The sequence below is a fragment of the Flavobacterium enshiense DK69 genome, assembly GCF_000498495.1.
In the GTDB taxonomy this organism is placed as follows: Bacteria; Bacteroidota; Bacteroidia; order Flavobacteriales; family Flavobacteriaceae; genus Flavobacterium; species Flavobacterium enshiense.
Genome location: NZ_AVCS01000025.1, coordinates 1 through 23,767, shown reverse-complemented (window position 1 = coordinate 23,767; position 23,767 = coordinate 1). Strand labels below are relative to the sequence as shown.

Here is a 23,767-nt window from a genome sequence, read left to right as displayed (position 1 = left end):
AATGAGCGAAACAACAGCAAAACAAGGACATCCAAAGGGGCTTTGGGTATTGTTCGGAACCGAGATGTGGGAGCGTTTCAATTTCTACGGAATGCGCGCACTGTTAACCTTATTCCTGGTTAACTCGTTGATGATGAAGGAAGAAGAGGCTTCTCTAATTTATGGAGGTTTCCTTGGATTATGTTATTTGACACCAATGTTGGGAGGTTTTATCTCCGACAGATTTTTAGGAAACCGTAACTGTATCATGTTAGGAGGTTCCCTTATGGCTATCGGGCAGTTGTTGCTTTTCACAAGTGCATCTGTATTCCCTTCTAATTTAGAATTGGCCAAAACCTTAATGTATGTGGCATTGGGTGTAATCATTTTTGGTAATGGTTTCTTCAAACCGAATATTTCCTCGATGGTAGGAAGTTTGTATCCGAAAGAAGAAAAAAGCAAATTGGATACGGCTTTTACTATTTTCTACATGGGTATTAACATCGGAGCTTTCTTAGGGCAATTCATCTGTCCAATCGTTGGAGACGTGAAAGACGCCGGCGGAATGCGTGATATCCACGCTTTCAAATGGGGATTCCTGGCAGCAGCTCTTGCGATGATTATCGGAACTTTGGTGTTCTTCTTTCTTAAGAATAAATATGTGGTAACTCCTGAAGGTAGACCATTAGGAGGTCTTCCGAAACATAATGACGCTTCTCATTTTGAAGAAGGCGAGGCTACTAAAGCGCATTTTACAGGTCAGGCATTAGGAATTGCAGTTGTTGCATTTGTAGCTTTAGGATTATTATTCCACTTTGCATTCGGACAAAACTTGATTTATTCCTTGATCTATGGAAGTGGTTTAACATTAGCCGGGTTGATTTTATCAGATAAATCGTTGACAAAAGTAGAGAGAGATCGTATTTTAGTAATCTATATCGTTTCGTTCTTCGTAATCTTCTTCTGGGCGGCTTTCGAACAGGCAGGTTCTTCGTTAACGTTCATTGCTGACAACCAGACAGACAGAAACTTTTTTGGATGGCAAATGCCTCCATCGATGGTGCAAATCTTCAACGGATTGTTTGTAGTTCTTTTGGCAGTACCATTCAGTATGTTATGGGATAAATTAAGAGCTAAAGGGAGCGAGCCTATTTCACCAATGAAGCAATCTTTTGGATTATTGTTGATAGCAGTGAGTTATTTCATCATTGCTCACAATGTAAAAGATTTAGGAAACAGCGGTTTATTATCAATCTACTGGTTGATCTTATTGTATTTGATTCAGACTTGCGGAGAGTTGTGTTTGTCGCCAATCGGATTGTCGTTGGTAGGTAAATTATCTCCTAAGCGTTTTGCTTCTTTGTTATATGGAGTATTCTTCTTATCAAATGCCTCAGGTTACGCTTTAGCTGGAACTTTAGGGTCTATCTTACCGTCTACGGGAGATAAATTCAAAAAAGCACAGGAATTAGGTATTAACCTTCAGGATGTTTTAGATAAAAAAGTAGTGCCGACTGCTGAGCAGGCTAAATTGTTGGCTGAAAACCAAATCAGTGATCATTACCCGGTTTTCGCAGGATTTGAAATCCACAATTTATTCGAATTCTTCATGGTATTCGTAGTATTGTGTGGAGTTGCTTCTGTAGTATTGTTCTTATTGACGCCAATGTTAAAAAGAATGATGCATGGTGTAAAATAATCACTTTAAAAAATATTTTATATCTTTCAAGCCCGTAGGAAAACCTACGGGCTTTTTTTAATTCAACCATTATGAGAAATAAGCACCCCAGGGGGTTACTGTTTTTGTTTTTTACCGAAATGTGGGAGCGTTTCGGATATTATTTGATCATCGGAATTTTTGTTTTATACATGATCGATCCGGCCGCTACCGGAGGAATGGCTTTTTCCGATAAATATGCCGATGATATCTTCGGAACTTATATCGCCTTAACCTATCTGACTCCGTTTTTGGGAGGCTATCTTGCTGACCGGGTGTTGGGTTACTTTAAAGCAATTTATCTTGGTGGATTCCTGATGGGATTGGGCTACATCGGGTTAGGGATTCATGATACTACTGCTTTTTATGTGTCGATGGCGCTTATTATCGTTGGTAACGGATTTTTCAAGCCGAGTATTTCGACGCTGGTTGGAAATTTATATTCAACTGAAGAGTATAAAGCCAACAAAGATGCCGGATACAATATTTTCTATATGGGTATCAACATCGGGGCGTTCATTTGTAACATCATAGCCGCGTTCATGCGTAACCAGTACGGATGGAGTGCTGCTTTCATAACAGCAGGTGTGGGAATGTTTATTGGTCTTATCATTTTTACCTTGGGAAGAAAACATCTGCAAAGTGCCAATGTGATGAAACCAGTTCAGGAAGGCGATATTAGTCTAGCCCGAATTCTTGGGATGGTTTTTTTACCGGCCATCATTTGCGGAGCTATAGGGTGGATGATTCCGGATAATATTTTCAAGAGTGATTCTACCGATGCCTTTATTTTTGCCTGTATACCAATTATTATTTTCTATGTCCGTTTGTATCTCAAAGCCAATCACGAAGATAAGCGTCCGTTGGGAGCACTGCTAGCTATCTTTGCTGTAGGAATGTTATTCTGGGCGGTTTTCAAACAGAATGGTACAGCCTTAACCCGTTGGGCAAACTATTATACGGATAGACAGGTGACCGGTTCAACTGAACAGGCATTGTCGTCCATTTATCTGGTGGATAAAAAAGATTTCCAGACGAAAGAAGTTCAGAAATACGACAATCAGTTTCAGGCTGAAAAAGACGATGCGGGAGAGCCGATAAAAGTACAAGGTAAAGATGTTTATTTTACCAATATTTCGAATGAACAGCGTGTCGAATTGGAAAAAGATCCTACTCAGACGGTTTCATTAATCAATACTGAATTGTTCCAGTCGGTTAACCCGGGTTGGATTATTCTGCTGACACCTGTGGTGGTTGGATTCTTTTTATTTATGCGTAGAATGGGCAAAGAACCTTCAACGCCTTCAAAAATTGTTCTGGGATTATTTATTTCATCATTGTCCTGTTTGGTAATGGTGGCAGCGGTTTATATAGGCAGTAATGGAGCTGTTAAAGTTTCACCGCTATGGCTGGTGGGTACTTATGGGGTCATTACTATTGGTGAATTGTGCTTGTCTCCGATGGGACTTTCGATTGTTTCCAAACTAAGTCCGCCACGATTGACCGCATTAATGATGGGAGGTTTCTTCCTGTCAATTTCCATCGGGAATAAATTATCAGGAGTATTGGCAAGCATGTGGTATGATTATGAGAATAAAGCGAATTTCTTCTTGGTAAACTGCTTGCTGCTCTTGTTTGCTACTTTGTTAGGATTGTCTATCCTGAAACGTTTGAATGCTGTAATGAAAGAAAAGGGATTAAATTAATAAGTTAGTATGAGTTCAACAATAGATGAAATTCAGGATTTCAAAGGGATAAAAGTGGACGATATCCAGAATTTTAAAGGTAAATACCCAAAACAGCTTTGGTATTTATTTTTTAGTGAGATGTGGGAGCGTTTCTGTTTTTACGGGATGCGCGGAATGTTGGTGGTCTTTATGGTTAGCCAATTGATGATGGATGAAAAGACAGCCAATCTGCAATACGGGGCAACTCAGGCGTTTGTTTATGCATTCACATTTATAGGCGGACTGTTCGCCGATAAGATTTTAGGTTACAGAAAGTCTTTGTTCTGGGGTGGTTTACTGATGATTGCCGGAAGTATTATTCTGGCTGCGGATCCAAAACAATTCTTTTTCTTCGGAATTAGCTTTACCATTATCGGAACCGGATTTTTCAAACCGAATATCTCCACAATGGTAGGTAAGTTGTACAAAGACGACGATCACAGAAGGGATGCCGGCTTTTCTTTGTTTTATGCAGGGGTGAATTTAGGCGCCTTGATCGGTGGTTACATCTGTATTGCCGTTGCTAACGGAAATATGTTGGCTTCTTATGTTCCGCAGCATTTGCGCTGGAATGTGGCCTTCGGATTTGCAGCAATCGTAATGATTATAAGTTTGCTGACTTTCACGCAAACGCAGAAAAGTCTGGGTGAAATTGGTTTGTCCCCGTTATCCCATTTGGAAATTTCCAAGCGAAGAATATTTGAAATTGCTACGTATGTAGGTTCTTTGGTAATTATTCCGGTTATCATGACGATGGTGGCCAAAACAGAATACACAGACTATTTTATGTTTGTTATAGGGCCTGCAGCGTTGTTGTATCTGTTTTACGAGATGCGTTATTTCTCTTCAGCAGAAAATAAAAAATTATTGGCTGCTTTGGTGTTTATCATCTTCTCCATTTTCTTTTGGGCCTTTTTTGAGCAAAGTGGTGGGTCCCTGAGTTTATTCGCGGCTAACAACTTGCATAATACGGTGTTGGGAGTTAAATTGGATCCTAATGGAGTTAATAATTCAGCGAATTCGTTATTCGTAATCGGTTTTGCGGCTTTGATCGGAATGGTATGGTTGTGGATGAACAAACGTAAATTCGAGCCGAACACGGTGGTGAAATTCGGATTGGCATTTTTGTTTTTGGCCGGCGGTTTCTATGTGTTTTATTACACGAAATTCTTCGCGGATGCTTCAGGGAAAACATCTTTGGATTTGTTCACATTTGGTTGGTTCATCATTACCTTTGGAGAATTGTGTTTATCACCAATCGGAATGAGTGCGATGACCAAATTGTCTCCTCAAAAAACACAAGCGGTTATTATGGGGATGTGGTTCCTGGCGAGTGCATACGGACAGTATTTTGCCGGATTGTTAGGGGCAAATATCGCAGAGGCTTCTGAGAATGCAACGAACCTTGAAAAGTTAAATGTGTATGCAGACGGTTACCAGCAATTGGCTGTGTATGCGGTGATTGCCGGAATTGTATTGATAGCTATTTCCCCGTTCGTGAAAAAATTAATGCAGGACGTTAAGTAATAATCGGCATTATTTTTGTTATTTAGTAGCTGATTTAAAAAGGGATACAATGAAAAAGATACTTTTAGGATTACTTATCTGCTTAAACACGTTAGTCTTATCGGCCCAGGAAGGCGGATTGACATGGCATACCAGCATTGATAAAGCAATGGAGGTTTCCAAACAGGAAAAAAAACCGATGATGTTGTTTTTTACTGGAAGCGATTGGTGCGGTTGGTGTGTTCGTTTGCAAAAAGAAGTTTTTTATAAAGAAGAGTTTGTAAAATGGGCAAAGGAGAATGTGGTTTTGGTGGAAGTAGATTTTCCTAGAAAAAAACAATTGGAACCCATTTTACAGCAGCAAAATTATGCTTTACAAAATGCCTTCGGAGTCCAGGGATATCCAACCGTTTGGTTTGTGAACGCCGATATCAAGGAAGGAAAAACAAATTTCACCCAACTTGGCAGGACAGGTTATGTTGCCGGAGGACCGGAAGCTTGGATTTCAGGAGCAAATCAGATTTTAACAAACAATAAAAAAGGATAAATAAATGAAAAAAATACTATTTGCCGTGCTTTTCGTTTTAGGAAACCTGGCGGTTCATGCTCAAGATGCAGAAGTTAAAGAGATCAAATGGATGACTTTAGATGAGGCATTAAAGCTTCAGAAGGATAAACCGAAAAAATCAAAGCCAATTTTCATGGATGTGTACACCGACTGGTGCGGACCATGTAAGATGTTGGATAAAAATACTTTTCATGATCCTAAATTTGTAGATTACATCACTGAGAATTATTATCCGGTTAAATTTAACGGAGAAGGTAATTTTGAAGTGACTTACAAAGGGAAGAAGTATGCGAATCCGGGATATGACCCTAACAGGAAAGGACGAAATTCGGTTCATGAGTTTACAATGTTTTTGCAAGTACAAGGGTATCCGTCAATGTATGTTTTCGATAAAGCAGGGGAAGTGAAAAACCCGATAGTGGGTTACCTAACCGCCGATCAGGTAATCGAAGAACTAAAAAAAATAAATTAATTTTCAATTTTATAGAATCCCTTTTCTGCGGTAGCGTGAAAAGGGATTTTTTTTGTTTCGCACGTGGATTTCCATCGGTTTACATAGCTTTTGTAATTCGTAGCATCCGCTATTACTGCTTTCGGATGAATAGTTTCAATTACACGATTCAAATTTACTTTCGGCGATTGAATCAATAATAGAATGTCCGTTTTTTGATTAAGTGAGTAGACACCGAGACTGTCAATAACTAAAATTTTTCGGTTGTCATAAAACAATACGTTTTGTAGTGGCTGCACTTCTAGAGTTTGATTGAAATTACCACAACTATAGGCTTTCAGGTTTTTATTTTCCTTTGGCAGACTGTCGTTGGAATACACGCTGATTCTATCCTTTCGTTTCTCTGTCAGCAGCGTACTTTTTTTGTTGTTGAAAACGATGAATTCGCTTCCTTGTTTTGATTGCCATAACGTAAATAAAATCAAAATCTGAAAGGCGAAGGAACTGCTTAAGAATAAAATGAGCCTTGAATATTCTTTTTCGTATAACCAAAGTACCAAAGCGGTAAGCATCAGATAAAAAATCAGCAATAACGAAAATGAAAACGGAATATCCTTGATTGCAAAAGTTTCGAAGGATGCAATCCAGGCAATGTACTGATTCATTATTTCGATGGCGAATCCCAGGAGTTTCCCTAAAATTATAGCCAAACCAGGTATAGTGAAATTGAAAGCCAATATTGCAATTCCTAAAATCAATACAAAACTAGACAGCGGGATTACTACAAGATTAGCTAGGAAAAATAACAAAGGAACCTGATGGAAGTAATACAAGCTTAATGGTAAAACCCCAATTTGTGCCACAAATGAAATCGTGAGGAGATCAACAAAATAATTAACTAATTTGAATCGGGAAGGTTTGAACGAACGATAAAAAGGTTGTAACCAGACAATAGAAAATACCGCAACATAGCTTAGCTGAAAACCTACATCAAATAAGAAATTCGGATTACACAACAGGATAATCAGCATTGAAACCGCCAATATGTTATAAATGTTTCCTGAGCGGTTAAGGTATAGCCCGAAACTGATAAGGCTGAACATAACGACAGAACGTACCACAGACGCAGATAAACCGGACAAGATTGCGAATAGCCACAAAAAGACTATTATGATTATGAATTGCAGTAGTTTTCCGTTTTTAAACCGGTTTAAAGGTTTGAGAAAGAAAAGCAGCAACGCATATAATATTGCAATGTGTAAACCTGAAATAGCCAAAATGTGGATCACTCCCGCATTGGTGTAATTATCCGTCACTTGACTATTCATATCTTGTCGTTGACCCAGCAGCAACGCATCGATTATGTGATTGATGTCGTTTGTGAAATGATGAATTTTAAAGCTTCCCAATAATTTATTTCGATAGGTTTCCACATAAAAGTCAAGGTTGTGATTTGTTGCTGCTTTTAGGTAAGTTCCTGCTTTCAAATTTAACTGATGGAATACATTTTGTTTTTCAAGATATGAAGCATAATCAAATTGATAAGGATTGAATGATTTTGCTATAGGCGTCAACTCTCCTTTAATATACAACTCGTCGCCAGCGTGGAATTTTTCTGTGCTGACTTTTTTAGGAACTGTCAAAAGAATTTTACCGAATACTTTTTTATCGTTTATTCGGGTTATTTTGAAATAATATTTTTCGGCGTAGTCATTGGATTTAAGTCTCTCTGAGATTGTGCCTTTCATTAAATCGGCATCCGATAAAAAATGACTGTAATGATTTTTATATCCCGGATGATAATGAAGCGAATACGTTAACATCCCAATGCAAAAAGAGAGCAGACAGGTAAAAAGGCTGAAGTAAATTTTTTGAAAAAAATGCTTATTTGATAGTCGGAAATGAATTCCGAAAAGGATCAAGACTGTCAGGTTTGTTACCGCTATCCATGTCGTATCAAGTCGCCAATAAAAATTGGCAACGATACCAAAAATAAAAAACAAGGCAATTAAAACTGTAGGAAATTTTATTGTTTTCATACTGTCGAAGATAGACAGAATGAAACTTATAAAAAAGAAAATTCTTACATTTTTATATAATCCAATTTGTGTTGCATCAATTCACTGCTGTATAAATTAAATGCGCCGTTTTTTCGCTGGCTCCTTCACCACCCAACTTCTCTTCAAGCAATTCATAATTATGTAAAACTTTGGCGCGGTATTCAGGGTTCAGCAACTTTTCAAGTTCGGTTTTTATCCTTTTCGGATTACATTCGTTCTGAATTAATTCGGTTACTACTTCCTTATCCATGATTAAATTTACCAGGGAAATGTATTTCAGAGTGATAATTCGTTTGGCAATGTGATAAGATATAAAGCTTCCTTTGTATAAAACAACTTCCGGAACTTTAAAAAGTGCGGTTTCCAAGGTTGCGGTCCCCGAAGTTACCAAAGCCGCATGTGCTACACTCAGCAAATCATAGGTTTTATTTGAAATAAAATGAACCTGATCGTTGGTTAAAAATTGCTCATAAAAAGAAAACTCCTGGCTTGGCGCCCCAGCAATTACAAACTGATAGTCTGGGAAGTCTTTCATCACCGCTAGCATTTCGGAAAGCATTTTTGAAATTTCCTGTTTTCTGCTGCCTGGTAAAAGCGCAATTATAGGCCTTTCGTCCAAACCATTTTCTTTTTTGAATAGAGTGGGATCGGTTTTTTGTCGGTTATGAATCGCATCAATCAGCGGATGGCCCACAAATTCAACAGGGAAGTGGTGTTTCTTCTCATAAAAATCTTTCTCGAACGGAAGGATTACATACATTTTATCGACATCGCGCTTAATGGCTTTGATGCGGCTTTCTTTCCATGCCCAGATTTGAGGAGATATGTAATAATGATTTTTAATTCCGATTTTTTTCGCCCATTCTGCTATACGCATATTGAAACCCGGATAGTCGATATATATAATAACATCGGGCTTAAATTTGAGAATATCGCTTTTGCAGATTTTTATATTGTTCAGGATGGTCTTTAAATTCATCGCCACTTCGGCAAAACCCATAAAGGCCAAATCGCGATAGTGTTTCACCAAAGTGCCGCCGGCTTGTTGCATTAAATCGCCTCCCCAAAAACGGATTTCTGCGTTAGGGTCCTGTTTGAAAATGTTTTTCATCAGGTTGGAACCGTGTAAATCCCCGGAAGCTTCTCCTGCAATGATGTAGTATTTCATTCTTATATGATTACCGTTAGAATGGCCAAAAGTATCGTTGCCAAAATTACGCCTCTTGCCATTAATTCTTTCTCGAGTCTTAATAAAATAAAGAAAGCAATTAAGTTAAAAATAGCGCCAAGAGTGATTAATTTTCCCATCAATCCCTGAGCACGAACTATTTTTACATCTTCCAGGGAACGGGCATCGGCAAAGAAATATAAAAATAACCCGCAGCCTAAAGTCGCTGCTATTATTCCGATTAAAAAGCCAATAAACAAATCTTTTTTATTCATTTTTAAGTCTTGTTATTATAATTCCCAACTGTTTAACTGCTGAATGGCGTGATGTGCCGTAAAATCAAACTGAACAGGTACTACTGAAATGTAGTCGTGTTTCAGTGCCCATTCATCGGTGTCTTCACCTTTGTCTAAATTTACGAATTCACCGGTAAGCCAGTAATATTCTTTTCCTTGCGGATTTGTTCGTTTGTCGAATCGTTCTTCCCAAACGGCTTTCGCCTGACGGCATACCTTGATTCCTTTGATGGGCTTTTTAGGAAGATTAACATTGAGAACAACACCTTCAGGTAGTCCTTTTTCCAGTACTTCCAAAACTATTTTTTTGACATAAGGCTTAACAGGTTCAAAATCGGCGCTCCAACTGTAATCCAAAAGGGAAAAACCAATGGCGGGAATTCCTTCAATACCGGCTTCTACGGCGGCCGACATGGTTCCGGAATAAATAACATTGATGGAAGAATTGGAACCGTGGTTGATTCCCGATACGCACAAATCCGGTTTGCGCTTCAGGATTTCGTGTACTGCGATTTTAACGCAGTCTACCGGTGTACCGGAACAAGAGTATTCGTTTTTTAGTTCTTTATCGATGGTGACTTTTTCAAGATGAAGGGTGTTGTTGATTGTAATGGCATGTCCCATGGCTGATTGCGGACTGTCGGGCGCCACTACGATGACTTCGCCAATTTCTTTCATTACTTCAATCAGTGCACGGATGCCCGGTGCGGTTATGCTATCGTCATTCGTGACTAATATCAAAGGTTTTTGTGTCATTCCGGCAATATTTTTTTACTTTCGCTAAAGTAAGCAATTTCTAAATGAATGCTGGTACAATTTTTGATTTTGAATTTGCAGTACTGGAGTTTGGTTCGAACAAACCTTTAACAAAAAATTATTGGAACATTAAGAAAGAGGCTTTCTTTTTTATGTAATTTAGTGAAAAATAGTAATGAACACTTTTTGGCAGTTTATGAAGAGAAATTATAAGATTGTATTGTTGATAATGGCTTTATCAGCAGTACTATGGAGTTTTATGCCTAGTAAAAAAGAAGATCCGGAAAAAGATAAACTTTTGCTGGAGTTGCTTTCTTTTGTGCTGGAAAAAGGGCATTATGACCCTATAGCGATGGATGATACGTTTTCAAAAAGTGTTTATAAGGAATATATCGATGCTATTGATCCTTCCAGACGTTTCTTTGTTCAATCGGATATTGATGAGTTTAAAAAATACGAAACTCAGATTGACGATATGATTAAAAACAAAGATTTGAGATTTTTTGAACTGACATACAACCGTCTTGTGGAGCGTATGGCTGAATCTAAGAAAATCTACAAAGAAATTCTTGACAAACCATTCGATTTCAATAAAGAAGACAATATTAATACGGATTACGAGAAATTGCCTTTTTCTAAAAATAAGGCAGAATTGAAGGACCGTTGGGAAAAACAACTTAAACTTTCTGTTTTGTCTTCGATTACCGATAAGTTGAAATTAGAGGATGACAAAAAGAAAAAGGATTCAAACTATAAAGCTAAAACATTCGCTGATTTAGAGGAGAATTCACGTGAAACCACAATGAAATCACTGAATGAATATTTTGAATTTGTTGGTGAATTGGATAGAAATGACTGGTTTTCTGTGTATTTAAATGCAATTGTGGAACGTTTCGATCCACATACATTCTATTTTGCTCCTGAAGAAAAGGATAAGTTCGATATCAGCATGAGTGGAACCCTTGAGGGTATTGGTGCTCGTTTGGTTAAGAAAAATGATATTACCGAAGTCTCAGAATTGATCCCTGGCGGACCGGCATGGAGAGGGAAAGAATTGGAGCAAGGAGATTTGATCTTGAAAGTAGCCCAAGGGAACGGTGAACCGGTAGATGTTGTGGGGATGAGAATCGATGACGTGGTTAAAAAGATTAAAGGTAAAAAAGGCACCGAGGTGCGCTTAACGGTTAAAAAAGTTGATGGTACAATAAAAGTGATCAGCATTGTCCGTGAAGTGGTAGAGTTGGAAGAAACCTATGCAAAATCAAGCGTGGTTAAAGACGGTAATAAAACTTATGGGATTATTTACCTGCCGAAATTTTACATCGATTTTGAAAATAAAGATAAAAGAGATGCCTATAAGGATGTGGCTCAGGAAATTGAAAGACTGAAAGCCCAAGGGGTAGAGGGTATCGTTATGGATTTGAGAGACAACGGTGGAGGTTCGCTTCAGACTGTTGTGGATATGGTTGGATTGTTTATTGAAGACGGACCCGTTGTTCAGGTGAAATCCTCCGGAAAGAAAAAAGATATCTTATACGACAAAGATTCACGAGTGCAATGGGATGGTCCTTTGGTAGTTATGGTGAATAATTTCTCGGCTTCGGCATCTGAAATTTTCGCTGCCGCCATTCAGGATTACAAACGCGGAATCGTGATCGGAAGCAAGCATACTTATGGAAAAGGAACCGTACAAAATGTTATTGATTTGAATCAGTTTGTAAGAAGCAGTTCTTTTGGAGATCTTGGAGCCTTGAAAACAACTACTCAAAAATTCTATAGAATAAATGGAGGGTCAACACAAAGAGAAGGGGTTCTGAGTGATATTGTTATGCCAGACAGATATTCATATATCGAAATGGGAGAACGCGATGTTGACAATGCAATGCCTTGGGATAAAATTGACGAAGCACCTTATAAAGTCAGCAAAACTGCTTCTTTTGATGATGTAATTGCAAAAAGCAAAGCCAGAATGGCAAGCAGTACGCAATTCAAATTGATTGACGAGAATGCAAAATGGATTAATGAGCGTAAGGATATCAACACTTACAGTTTGAATTTTAAAAAATTCAGAGCTGAAGAGGATGCAGTAGAATTAACTGCCAAGAAATTCAAAGCAATTACAGATTACAAAAATACTTTGAAGTTTACATCGTTGCCATACGAACAGGAAATGTTTAAAAAGGATACTGTACTTGCTCAGAAAAGAGAAAGATGGCATGAGAGTTTAGCCAACGATGTTTATGTTGAAGAAGCAATGCATATTCTTTCGGATATGAAGTCTACTGCAGTAGCAAAAGGAACTATCAATTTGAAAGATAAAAAAGTTAAATTGGTAGAGGCAAAATAAAGCGCCTCAGACATGTATAAAAAAAGCCATTCACAAACGTGAATGGCTTTTTTTATTTCATTAATTTGTCTAATGCTTTTTGTTCTTTCTCCAGTTGACGCTGGTATTTTTGTTGTTTTTCGGCAAGTTTTACAAGTTTTTTTCTTGCTTTTAGTTCCTCATCTGTATCTAATTTGCCTTTTTCCATTTTTCGGTCAAATTTTCTCTGTTCGTCTTCCAGTTCTTCTTTGGAGTCTTTCAGTCTGGCCTTGGCTTTTTCAACATCTTTTTTTGCGTCATCGAGCTTTTCTTTTTCTTTTTCCGCTTTTTTAAGCTCTTTCTCCATTTCAGCCTTTTCTTTTTCAGCCAGTTCTTTTTCTTTTGCCGGGTCAACTGTTGGTGTCGATTTTTCTCCAATGTCAACTTTCTTTTCGACTGGTTTTATGGGCTCTTGTGAGAATCCCAGTTGGAATCCTAATACAGCCATTATTACGATTAAATTTGTTTTTATTTTCATAGTGACTTATTTTGAATTAATACCTTTACAAATTTATTAAATATTGTGTCATAAATCGAAAATTTGCGATATATCTTATATAATTGATGATATGAAATTTTTTAGTTTTTTTTTATTGTTGGCCTTTTTTTCGCTAAAACAAAATGAGACAGAATCTATAACCTACAAATTAGATTCTTTGACTGAAGGAGCTATCAGGGCGGATGGGATTAAAACATTTTCGACAGTCTCTTGGTTTGATTTTCATCCAACATCGTCCTCAGGAACTATAATTCATCGTGATGGTTATTCCTTTTCGTATATGGAAAAATATGAACAGTCCGAATGGGTGGCTTACGAATTGTCGTCAGCCGATTTTTCAAATCGCGATTTCAAACGCCCCTATTTTGTCCAGGATCCGAAAGTCAAAACGGAATCTGCCGATTGGAGAAATTATAAGAAATCTGGATATGATAAAGGGCATTTGTGTCCTGCCGCCGATAGGAAAAGTTCCTATCAGGCTTATGCGGAAACCTTTTTTACCTCCAATGTAACGCCGCAAAAACATGATTTTAATGATGGTGTTTGGAACCGATTGGAGCAAAAGACTCGATATTGGGCCAAAAAATACAACGGACTTTATGTAGTGACGGGCGGCGTACTCAAAGGGAACCTGAAAACAATCGGAAAAGAGAAAGTAGCTGTTCCTAACTATTTTTATAAAATACTAATGACTAAGGATGCGAAGAAAATGATAGGTTTTCTAATGCCTCACAAGGAGTCTGACCTGCCTTTGTATAAGTTCGTTGTTTCTGTAGATGTTATAGAAAAAACGACAGGAATTGATTTTTTTCCGAAACTGTCTGATGTAAAGGAAAGCCAGTTGGAAAAAGAGTCCGATTATAAAAACTGGAGCTTTTAACTACCATTCATTCACCTTATTGGCATCCATCTTGATAAAAACATAAAGCATTATCGTAAACGCCCAAAGACTTGAACCACCATAGGAAAAGAAAGGAAGCGGTACTCCAATGGTTGGGAATAGTTTTATAAGCATCGCTATGTTTACCATAAAGTGGGTAAACAAGTAGGTAGCCACGCAATAGCCATAAATTCTGCTAAATTTTGTTTTTTGTCTTTCTGCAAGATAAATTATGCGGAGAAAGAGGCATACGAACAGAAAAATGACCACAGTTGCGCCAACAAAACCCCATTCTTCACCAACTGTCGTGAAGATATAGTCAGTGTGTTGTTCCGGTACAAAACCTCCTTTGGTTTGGGTTCCTTCAAGGTATCCTTTTCCAATCCAACTGCCTGAACCAATGGCAATCATTGATTGGTTAAGGTTGTAACCTTCTTTCTGCATGTTTACATCTTCCCCAATCAATACATTGATACGGTCTTTTTGGTGCGGTTCCAATACGTTTTCATACACATAGTCTACCGATAATACCATTCCGGTGATGGCTACAAACAGGGCGGCGTAAATGATCGGGTTTCTGGTAATTCGCGCATTCAAAATGAAATGGATGATCATAACCAACAATACAAAACCAATCAAGAATACCGGTTTTACAATCAAAGCGAGTATGAATAGAGCTATTCCGATAAAACCCGTCCAAAGGTACCAGCTTGGTAAACCTTCGCGATAAAGAACAAAAACTAGCGAGAGGAAAATCATAGCACTTCCTGCATCGGGTTGCATTAAAATAAGTAATACAGGAAAGCCGAAAACAGCCAGCGCAATCAGCTGGTGCTTAAAGAGTTTTAAATTGATTTGAGTGTCGCTGACCAATTTAGCTAACAAAAGAGCCGTGGCTGTTTTTACGAACTCAGAAGGCTGAAAACCAAAACTCCCGAACTGATACCAGTTGGTTTGTCCTTTAATTGTTTTACCAAATGCGAATAAACCCAGCAGTAAAAAGATTCCCAATATATAAAAGACAGTGGAATATTTTTCAAATATTTTGGCATCCATGGAAAGGATTACCAAAATCAACGGAATGGCCATGATTATGAAAAGCATCTGTTTTCCATAAATCTGCGTCAAATCGAAAAAGGAAGTTTCTTCAAGTGGTAATGAAGCGGAATAAATATTCATCCAACCCAAAATCACAAGTATGGCGTAGATAAGTACCGTAATCCAATCGATGTTATTTACAACGCTTTGATTTTTCATTTCTTTTCCGACTTCTGTTTTTTATTGGTAGTAACGGTTGTTTTTTTATCCGTACCCGTTGTTTTTATGTTTGGGTTATTTTTTTGAGGGCTTTCTTTTTTTTCCTCTTTTTTAGTGCCGGATTTAGTATCTGTTTTTTTCTCGTCTTTAACTTCTTTGACTTCAGTTTTTTTGTCGCCCTCAACCTCATTTTTTTTCTCCCAATTAGGATCGACATAAAAACCATTGATGACTTTATCGTATTCGGCCTGAAGACTTCCTTCGAGCATGCGTCGCTCAAGATCAACACGAGTAATGGTGTCTTTCTTGATGTATTTCTCAATCATCAAACTTGAAATTGGCGCAGCCCAAGTCGCGCCATAGTGCCCATTTTCTACTAATACGGCTATAGCAATTTTTGGATCGTGGCGTGGGGCAAAAGCAACGAAAACGGAGTGGTCCTGTAACTGAACGCGTTTACCGCTAATTTTGGTAAAGTTTTCGGCGGTACCTGTTTTTCCGCATATTTCTATTCCTTCCACGCGCACTCCAGCGGCTGTACCGTGGTTGAATACGTCAAACAAACCATTTACTACAGGTGTGTAATATTGCTTATCGATAGTTGTGATGTGCTTCGTTCTGAATTTTTTATCGATTTGCTGACCTTTGATTTTTTTGATGATATGAGGCGTATAATAGTAACCTTGATTTGCAATGGTAGCCATCATGTTAGCTAATTGGATAGGTGTCATCAAAACCTCTCCCTGTCCGATTGAATTCGAAATAATGGTTGAACTTCTCCAACCTCCATTAGGATACCAACGGTCGTAGTATTTAGAGGTAGGGATGTGTCCCTTTCTTCCTGGTGGTAAATCATACCCCATGAAATTACCTAAGCCAAAACTTTTAAGGTGACCACTCCAAGCATTGACTCCGAAACGGGGTTTTTGGTATTTATCTATTGTTAGTCTATAGACATTGCCAAAATAGGCATTACAGGACTTGTAAATTCCGACATTCAGATTGCGAACGCCACCTCCACAGTGACACTTCATGAAAGATCCTCTTCCGTAGGACCAACCGTGATTACAGACAAATTGCGTTTGTTCGTCAATAACGCCTTCCTGTAAAGCGACTAAAGCGGTTAGTATTTTAAAAGGAGATCCAGGTGGATATTCGGCTAATAGTCCTCTGTCAAACAAAGGCATGGCAATTGAATCATTGTACAAAGCCGTATAATTTTTAGAACGTTCTCTACCAACTAAAATAGCAGGGTCGTATGATGGCGCAGTAACCAAGGCCAAAATTTCTCCTGTTTTCGGTTCAATGGCCACAATTCCGCCTCGTTTATTTTTCATTAAGGCTTCACCGTATTTTTGAAGTTCGGCATCAAGTGTTAACGTAATGTCTTTTCCCTGTACGGCTGTGGTGTCGTAAATACCTTCTTTGTAGGGGCCAATATCTTTATTAAAACGGTCACGCTGACGGTATTTTACGCCTTTGATTCCGCGTAAAACCTCTTCGTACATTTGCTCTACTCCCTGCATACCAATCAAGTCTCCGCTTTTGTAGTACGGATTTTTCTCTATGATAGCATCATTTACCTGGGTGATGTATCCAAAAACATTGGCGCCCACTTCAACCTGATAATCGCGGAGAGAACGTTTTTGAATGTAGAAACCTTCGTATTTTCTGATTTTTTCCTGAAAAGCAGCATACTCGTTTTTGTTCAACTGCGCTAAAAAAACTGAGGGAAGTCTGGGACTGTATACCTTGGCTTTTTCGATTTTCTTAATAAACTCGTCTTTGGTGATTTTCAAGATGGTGCAAAACTCCAAGGTGTCAAGGTTTTTTATCTCTTTAGGGATGACCATGATGTCATAAGAGGGCTGGTTGGCTACCAAAAGAGCTCCGTTTCGATCATAAATATAACCGCGCTCCGGATAATCGTATACGATTTTAATAGCATTGTTGTCTGATTTCTTGATGTAAGAATCGTCCAATATCTGCAAATAGAAAAGCCTTGCTATCAGCACAGTTGCTATAACAATAATAAAACTGGGTAAAAATAGCTTTCTCATCGTTTGCTTGGCTTAATCAAATAAATAATTATAAAGCAAAGTAACAGTGTAAACGTTGTTGATAGCAAAGTTCGCCATAAAATTTCCCAAAAGAAATTAAATCGGAAGATTTCTAATAGGTATAACACCATGTGGTGTAATAATACTGCGATAAGAATAAATGAAAAGCGTTCCGGGGAAAACTTGTCGGCAATTTTAACGGTTTGGTATTCATAACTGATACCAAAAGCAAATTTAAAAATCGAAGGTCTGAAAAATGCTAAAACCAAGCAGGCAGTAGCGTGTACGCCTCCCGAATTAAGAAACATATCCATGGCTAGGCCAAGTAAAAAACTTGCGGCAAGCAATCCGGCCCTGTTGCCGTTTACCGGATACAGGATTATAAATAAAATGTAAGGAAAAGGATTTACGAACCCCAGAAAGTTAATGTTGTTAAACAGCACAATCTGTAGGGCCAGCAAAATCACAAACCGAAAAATATTTAGGAGAAAAGTGCTATTCATCAGGTTTTGTTTCTTCTTCTAATTTAATGATTTCCTTTCGTTTTACATTTTCAATCACATAAACGTGACCTAAATTTGTCATATCGTTGAACAAACGGATGTTGATCGTGTAATAGTTTGTTGCTTTGTCGATGAATATCTTGTCGATTTTTCCGATTGGGATATTTTCCGGAAAGATTACCGAACGTCCACCGGTAACGATGGTGTCACCTTTGCGCACGGAGGCAAGTCTCGGCACGTCTATTAACTGGGCATAACCAACGTTTTTAGCATTCCAGATTAAAGAACCGAAATGGTTCGATTTTTTAATCTTGGCATTAATTTGCGATTTAACGTTAAGGATACTCTGAACAGTAGCGAAATTTTTAGATGTTTTCTCTACGATGCCGACAATTCCCAAACTGTTTACAACGCCCATGTCCGGTTTAATTCCGTCTTTGCTTCCGCTGTTAAGGGTAAGGTAGTTTTCGGGAACGTTGAATGAGTTTTTGATTACCTTCGATTGAATTACCTTGATGTCTTCATATCCTCTCGGAATCAGTTCGGTCGAAGCGATTACCGTATCGGGTTTGTTGTAAAGTAATTGTTTCAGATAGGCATTCTCCTTGGCGAGTTCATCGTTTTGAGTGCGTAAATGGAAATATTCTTTCACATTGTTGATTCGCTGGTAAACCCCTCCGGTCACATCGTTGGCAGAACTTACAAACTGGCTTCTGTGATAAGAATGCGATTGAATCGTAAGAGTTAATGATGTTATCAAAAGCAGCAAAAACAGCAATCGGATGCTGTTTTTAAATATAAAATTAATTATTTGCTGCATGTATTATTTCGTTATTTGATAAGAATACTTCTAAATTTTTGTAGGTTTTTCAATGCCATTCCGGTTCCTCGTACAACTGCTCTCAGTGGGTCTTCAGCAATGTAAACCGGTAGGTCTGTTTTTTGTGAAATTCGCTTATCTAATCCTCGTAACATCGAGCCTCCTCCTGCAAGGTAAATACCTGTGTTATAGATGTCGGCTGCTAATTCAGGTGGTGTTTGGGACAAAGTTTCCATAACCGCATCTTCAATACGCTGGATGGATTTGTCAAGCGCTTTGGCAATCTCGCGGTAAGAAACGTTAACCTGTTTTGGTTTCCCTGTTAAAAGGTCACGTCCTTGTACTTCCATGTCATCCGGTGGCGTATCCAGATCTTCTGTTGCGGCACCGATGGCAATTTTGATTTTTTCTGCAGTGGTTTCCCCAACAAAAAGGTTGTGCTGAGTTCTCATGTAGTAGATAATATCGTTGGTGAAAACGTCACCGGCAATTTTAACCGATTTGTCACACACGATACCGCCTAAAGCGATAACGGCAATTTCTGTGGTTCCTCCACCTATATCCACAATCATGTTTCCTTTCGGTTGCATGATGTCAACCCCGATACCGATAGCCGCAGCCATCGGTTCGTGGATCAAGTATACTTCTTTTCCGTTTACACGCTCACACGATTCTTTTACCGCACGCATCTCCACTTCGGTAATCCCGGAAGGGATACAGACCACCATGCGGAGTGCCGGCGTAAACATTCTTTTCTTTAAGGCCGGAATGCTTTTTATAAACATGCTGATCATTTTCTCCGACGCATCGAAGTCAGCAATAACCCCGTCTTTTAACGGACGAATAGTTTTGATATTCTCGTGGGTTTTACCCTGCATCATGTTCGCTTCCTTACCAACGGCAATAATTTTTCCGGAGATACGGTCGCGGGCAACGATAGACGGGCTGTCGATAACAACCTTGTCGTTATGGATGATTAAGGTATTTGCGGTTCCAAGGTCAATTGCGATGTCCTCGGTCATGAAATCAAAAAATCCCATACTCAAAAGAGGGTTTAATTTATTTATAAATAATTAGCCTACAAAAATAATAAAATTAATGTTTAAAATGGCGAACTCCTGTAAATACCATTGAAACTTTGTTCTCGTTGCAATAGTTGATACTCAATTCGTCTTTTATAGAACCACCCGGTTGGATAACCGCAGTAATCCCGGCATTTTTTGCCAATTCCACACAATCAGGGAACGGGAAGAACGCATCACTTGCCATCACGGCGCCATTCAAATCAAATCCGAATGAGTTTGCTTTTTCAACAGCGTGACGCAAAGCATCTACTCTTGAAGTCTGTCCGGTTCCGGAAGCCAGTAGCTGACCGTTTTTAGCAAAAACGATAGTGTTGGACTTCGTGTGCTTACAGATTTTAGAGGCAAACAGTAAATCAGCTACTTCCTGTTCTGAAGGCGATGTTATTGTAACGACTTTCAAATGCTCTTTATTGTCTGTAATATTGTCTTTATCCTGAATTAACAAACCGTTAAGACAAGTTCTCACTTGTTTTGTAGGTAATGCTACTTCGTTTTGAATCAAAATGATTCTGTTTTTCTTTTCTTCTAAAACTGCAATTGCTTCATTATCATAGCTTGGGGCAATTACCACCTCGCAGAACAGCTGGTTGATTTCATTGGCTGTAGCCAAATCAATATTTCCGTTTGCAATCAAAACACCTCCGAAAGCTGAAGTTGGGTCTCCTGCAAGAGCCTCCAAATACGCTTCTTTCATGGTGTTTCTTGTCGCTAATCCACAAGCGTTGTTGTGTTTTAAGATCGCAAATGTCGGGTTGTCATTTTTGAATTCACCCATTAAATTCACTGCTGCATCTACATCCAATAGATTGTTGTAAGATAGCTCTTTTCCGTGAACTTTGTTGAACATTTTTTCAAATTCTCCGAAGAAAAATCCTTTTTGGTGTGGGTTTTCTCCGTAACGTAAGATTTGTCCGTCAGCAATACTTGTTTTATAGATGGTTTCGTCTGTATTGAAGTAGTTGAAAATAGCTCCGTCATAGTGAGAAGAAACGTGGAATGCCTTGGTAGCCAGTAGTTTTCTTTCTTCAAGGGTTGTTGTTCCGTTTCCTTTTGTAATCATGTCAAGGAACAAAGCATATTCATTCACAGATGCCACGATAACGGTATCTTTAAAGTTTTTAGCCGCTGCACGGATCAATGAAATTCCGCCGATATCGATTTTCTCGATGATATCTGCTTCACTTGCGCCAGACGCAACCGTTTTTTCGAACGGGTATAAGTCCACAATCACTAAATCAATCTGAGGAATCTGATATTCTTCCATCTGCGCCACGTCACCTGCATGATCCTGACGGTTTAAGATTCCTCCAAAAATTTTCGGGTGTAATGTTTTAACTCGTCCGCCAAGGATTGAAGGGTAAGAAGTTACATCTTCCACCGCCACAACCGGAATGCCGAAGCTTTTAATGAATTCTTCCGTTCCGCCGGTAGAATAAATCGTTACATTGTGCTCGTGTAATTTTTTTACGATTGGCTCTAAACCTTCTTTGTCGAAGACCGAAATTAACGCTGATTGAATAGTTTTTGCAGTGTTCATTGTGTCGTTATTTTTAAAGGTGCAAAAGTAGGTATTGTAACGTTAACATTAAAACATTATAACATAGTTTTTTATATTTTTTTGAAGCGAATGGCATGGTGCTTTTTTGTAAACCATGTTCCTGCCGTCCGTTTTATTTTTATGACTCACAGGTTTTTACTGCCTGTGCCTCATAAAAGATGCCACTCCCATCAGGGCTAGTAAGGATTTGTATTGTATTTCTGTAACATTTTTGGTGTTTTTTATACAAATCAGGTATTGCTTGCAAGCAATTTCAAAATCACAGATCCATGAGTCATCACAACAATGCTGTTCTTTATGCCCGACTTTTAAAAGAGAGTTTGAGCTTTGCACTTAACGCACTTCGAAACAATAAGTTGCGAACGCTGCTTTCGTTGTTGGGAGTGACTATTGGGATTTTTTCCATCATTGCGGTTCTGACTGCGGTCGACTCCATGGACCGAAAAATAAAAAGCGATTTGAGCGGATTGGACAAAAATACGATCTACCTCTTCAAATATTCATTTGGTCCAACAGATGTACCGGATTGGAAAGTGGGGCAGTTTCCTAATGTTTCGTACGACGAATATTTATACTTAAGACGTTCGATGAGCAATTTGGATAAGAGTTGTTTCGCCTATTTCACCAAAAGAGAAAATATTAAATTCGAAAAACAAACTGCCAGCGATATTGAAATTGTCCCGTCAACAAACGAAATTGAAATTATTGACGACGTGAAGGTAGGTGAGGGGAGGTTCTTCTCGGAAGCCGAATCAAATGCAGGTTTGGGCGTAATTGTTTTAGGTAGTGAAGTGGCTACAACCCTTTTTGGGGATATGAATCCGATTGGTAAATCCGTGCGTTTGTACGGCCAACGCTATAATGTAGTCGGGATTTTGAAAAAGCAGGGAGAATCCATTTTTGGAAGTAACGATACCAGAGCTTATATTCCGAGTAATAATTTCAGAAGAATTTACGGTGACAATAATGATGCACTGACTCCGGTAATTGAACTAAAGCCTGAAAAAGGTACCGATATTGACGAGTTTAAAGGAGAACTGACCTATAAGCTGCGTAATTACAGAGGGTTAAAAACCAGTGAACCCGATAATTTCTTTATCAATATTCTTTCCGGATTTACGGAAATGATCGACAACATTGTCGGGCAAATGAATATGGTAGGTTGGATTATCAGCGGATTCTCGTTATTGGTTGGTGGTTTCGGAATTGCAAACATCATGTTCGTTTCGGTGAAAGAGCGTACCAATCTTATCGGTATTCAAAAAGCATTAGGTGCCAAAAACCGATTTATCATGTTCCAGTTCTTGTTTGAAGCGATTATTCTTTCGGTTATTGGCGGAATAGTTGGGATGCTTCTGGTGTGGGGAATTGCTGTAGGAATGTCCAAAGCCTTGGATTTTGAATTCGTGCTCGGTTTCTGGAATATATTTATAGGAACTTCACTGGCAGCGTTTATTGGACTCGTTTCAGGAATCGTGCCTGCTATAGCGGCTTCTAAATTAGATCCGGTTGAGGCTATTCGCAGTGGGATGTAAAACTGTAATTTGGATTTAAGCTGTTAAAAGAGCGGTTGTTTTATATTTGGTATAACTTGTTCTTTTAACAAAAAACTAATTTTTTTGTAAATATTTTCTACTTTCGCTCGTTCAAAATTAAATTATGAATAAAATAATCTTAATGCTCTTGACCTGTGTACTTTTGAGCTGCTCAAGTGATGATACTGTGTCGGCTCCAGAAGAGCAATTGACCACGAACGGGACAAAACTTCGAAAATATGTTGAAAAAGGTTCTAACGGTGATATAATTCTTGGAACTGAGTATGAGTATGAGGGTGACAAATTGAATCGGATGATTTATTCAAATGGCCAGATAAGAAAATTCTTCTACATAGATGATTTAATTACTAAAATTGAAGATTATGGAGGAAATGTTATAGGTGCAACAACCTATTTTTCATATGATCCAAACGGGAAGGTGTTAGGTATTGTTTCGCATCGAAATGATGGCCATAGTGGACGAGCTGAATTTTTGTATAATGCAGACAACACTGTAACAGTCAATAATTATGGAGGTGATGCCGAGAGTCAGGACTTGTTTGGCGGTAGTTCGAAGTTTTTTTTGGAAGATGGTGTTATAGTGAAGAACGAGAGCAGTCAAGTTGGTGTGACAGGTACAAGAACATGGACTGAGGATTTTACTTACGATGATAAAGAAAATCCTTTGAATGTTATTTTAGGTTTTGAAAAGTTACGCTTTTACTTTTATGAGGAAATTTTTATTCATCAAGGGGATCTGCATAATGTTGTAAAAGAGGTGCATGTCAGTTCAGAATTTACCGGAATACATACAAAACTTAAAACTTTTACTTATAATGATTATGGTTTTCCAATTAAAGCTGCAATAACTTCTGATGGGAATTTTGATGGAACAACAGAATACTACTATGAAGTGCAATAGAGTAGATTATGACTGTTTAATTTTGTTTTAGAAAATAATTAATAAAAAATCCCGA

The 23,767-nt window shown here is 38.4% G+C and carries 20 protein-coding genes; 9 read left to right on the top strand and 11 right to left on the bottom strand.

Annotated features, from left to right (window positions below; all coding sequences use genetic code 11):
- The first annotated feature begins 1 nt into the window (after position 1).
- The 5 genes from FEDK69T_RS13100 (at position 2) to FEDK69T_RS13080 (ending at position 5,969) form a co-directional block, all read left to right on the top strand.
- A complete protein-coding gene (locus FEDK69T_RS13100) occupies positions 2-1,678 on the top strand; it encodes a peptide MFS transporter (protein WP_023574658.1) in 1,677 nt (558 codons plus the stop codon).
- Positions 1,679-1,749: 71 nt separating this feature from the next.
- Entirely contained in the window at positions 1,750-3,402 is a 1,653-nt protein-coding gene (locus FEDK69T_RS13095; RefSeq protein ID WP_023574657.1) for a peptide MFS transporter, read from the top strand.
- Positions 3,403-3,411: 9 nt separating this feature from the next.
- Complete coding sequence (locus tag FEDK69T_RS13090) at positions 3,412-4,950, top strand: peptide MFS transporter (protein ID WP_023574656.1); 1,539 nt, start codon at positions 3,412-3,414, stop codon at positions 4,948-4,950.
- A 49-nt stretch (positions 4,951-4,999) separates the two neighbouring features.
- A complete protein-coding gene (locus FEDK69T_RS13085; protein ID WP_023574655.1) occupies positions 5,000-5,476 on the top strand; it encodes a thioredoxin family protein in 477 nt (158 codons plus the stop codon).
- Between the two features lie 4 nt (positions 5,477-5,480).
- The gene (locus tag FEDK69T_RS13080; protein WP_023574654.1) at positions 5,481-5,969 is read left to right on the top strand and encodes a thioredoxin family protein; all 489 of its coding nucleotides are present in this window, start codon (positions 5,481-5,483) and stop codon (positions 5,967-5,969) included.
- On the opposite strand, the gene FEDK69T_RS13075 is transcribed toward FEDK69T_RS13080, so the two are convergent.
- From FEDK69T_RS13075 to surE, 4 genes are all read right to left on the bottom strand, one after another.
- Positions 5,966-7,987: a ComEC/Rec2 family competence protein gene (locus FEDK69T_RS13075; RefSeq protein ID WP_023574653.1), complete on the bottom strand. Its 2,022-nt coding sequence runs from the start codon at positions 7,985-7,987 to the stop codon at positions 5,966-5,968. The genes FEDK69T_RS13080 and FEDK69T_RS13075 overlap by 4 nt on opposite strands.
- A gap of 76 nt (positions 7,988-8,063) precedes the next feature.
- Positions 8,064-9,176, bottom strand: a complete 1,113-nt coding sequence (gene lpxB / locus FEDK69T_RS13070) for a lipid-A-disaccharide synthase (RefSeq protein ID WP_023574652.1) — start codon at positions 9,174-9,176, stop codon at positions 8,064-8,066.
- Positions 9,177-9,178: 2 nt separating this feature from the next.
- A complete protein-coding gene (locus tag FEDK69T_RS13065) occupies positions 9,179-9,451 on the bottom strand; it encodes a hypothetical protein (RefSeq protein WP_023574651.1) in 273 nt (90 codons plus the stop codon).
- A gap of 15 nt (positions 9,452-9,466) precedes the next feature.
- On the bottom strand, positions 9,467-10,228 hold the full coding sequence (gene surE / locus FEDK69T_RS13060; RefSeq protein WP_023574650.1) for a 5'/3'-nucleotidase SurE: 762 nt from the start codon (positions 10,226-10,228) through the stop codon (positions 9,467-9,469).
- 175 nt (positions 10,229-10,403) lie between these two features.
- Between surE and FEDK69T_RS13055 the strand changes: the two genes are divergently transcribed.
- Complete coding sequence (locus tag FEDK69T_RS13055) at positions 10,404-12,575, top strand: carboxy terminal-processing peptidase (RefSeq protein WP_023574648.1); 2,172 nt, start codon at positions 10,404-10,406, stop codon at positions 12,573-12,575.
- Between the two features lie 52 nt (positions 12,576-12,627).
- Here the strand turns inward: FEDK69T_RS13055 and FEDK69T_RS15895 are convergent, their stop codons facing one another.
- Entirely contained in the window at positions 12,628-13,071 is a 444-nt protein-coding gene (locus tag FEDK69T_RS15895; protein WP_023574647.1) for a hypothetical protein, read from the bottom strand.
- A 178-nt stretch (positions 13,072-13,249) separates the two neighbouring features.
- Here FEDK69T_RS15895 and FEDK69T_RS13045 point away from each other — a divergent pair, with 178 nt between their 5' ends.
- Positions 13,250-13,972: a DNA/RNA non-specific endonuclease gene (locus tag FEDK69T_RS13045; RefSeq protein ID WP_023574646.1), complete on the top strand. Its 723-nt coding sequence runs from the start codon at positions 13,250-13,252 to the stop codon at positions 13,970-13,972.
- Here FEDK69T_RS13045 and rodA read toward each other — a convergent pair whose 3' ends face one another.
- The 6 genes from rodA to purH are packed head-to-tail and all read right to left on the bottom strand — an operon-like array spanning position 13,973 to position 21,234.
- Positions 13,973-15,229: a rod shape-determining protein RodA gene (gene rodA / locus FEDK69T_RS13040; RefSeq protein ID WP_035630717.1), complete on the bottom strand. Its 1,257-nt coding sequence runs from the start codon at positions 15,227-15,229 to the stop codon at positions 13,973-13,975. It abuts the gene before it with no gap.
- Positions 15,226-17,289: a penicillin-binding protein 2 gene (mrdA, locus tag FEDK69T_RS13035; protein WP_023574644.1), complete on the bottom strand. Its 2,064-nt coding sequence runs from the start codon at positions 17,287-17,289 to the stop codon at positions 15,226-15,228. Before mrdA ends, rodA begins: the two co-directional genes overlap by 4 nt.
- Entirely contained in the window at positions 17,286-17,792 is a 507-nt protein-coding gene (locus tag FEDK69T_RS13030) for a hypothetical protein (RefSeq protein ID WP_035630716.1), read from the bottom strand. The genes mrdA and FEDK69T_RS13030 overlap by 4 nt, the downstream gene beginning before the upstream one ends.
- Entirely contained in the window at positions 17,785-18,612 is an 828-nt protein-coding gene (mreC, locus tag FEDK69T_RS13025; RefSeq protein WP_023574643.1) for a rod shape-determining protein MreC, read from the bottom strand. Before mreC ends, FEDK69T_RS13030 begins: the two co-directional genes overlap by 8 nt.
- Before the next feature lie 11 nt (positions 18,613-18,623).
- The gene (locus FEDK69T_RS13020; RefSeq protein WP_023574642.1) at positions 18,624-19,652 is read right to left on the bottom strand and encodes a rod shape-determining protein; all 1,029 of its coding nucleotides are present in this window, start codon (positions 19,650-19,652) and stop codon (positions 18,624-18,626) included.
- A 55-nt stretch (positions 19,653-19,707) separates the two neighbouring features.
- Positions 19,708-21,234, bottom strand: coding sequence for a bifunctional phosphoribosylaminoimidazolecarboxamide formyltransferase/IMP cyclohydrolase (gene purH, locus FEDK69T_RS13015; protein WP_023574641.1), 1,527 nt, complete (start codon positions 21,232-21,234; stop codon positions 19,708-19,710).
- A 290-nt stretch (positions 21,235-21,524) separates the two neighbouring features.
- Between purH and FEDK69T_RS13010 the strand changes: the two genes are divergently transcribed.
- Both FEDK69T_RS13010 and FEDK69T_RS13005 read left to right on the top strand, forming a co-directional pair.
- Positions 21,525-22,790 (top strand): ABC transporter permease, encoded by a 1,266-nt coding sequence (locus FEDK69T_RS13010; RefSeq protein ID WP_023574640.1) that lies wholly within the window; start codon positions 21,525-21,527, stop codon positions 22,788-22,790.
- Between the two features lie 142 nt (positions 22,791-22,932).
- Complete coding sequence (locus FEDK69T_RS13005; protein ID WP_131494763.1) at positions 22,933-23,712, top strand: hypothetical protein; 780 nt, start codon at positions 22,933-22,935, stop codon at positions 23,710-23,712.
- The last annotated feature ends 55 nt before the right edge of the window (positions 23,713-23,767 follow it).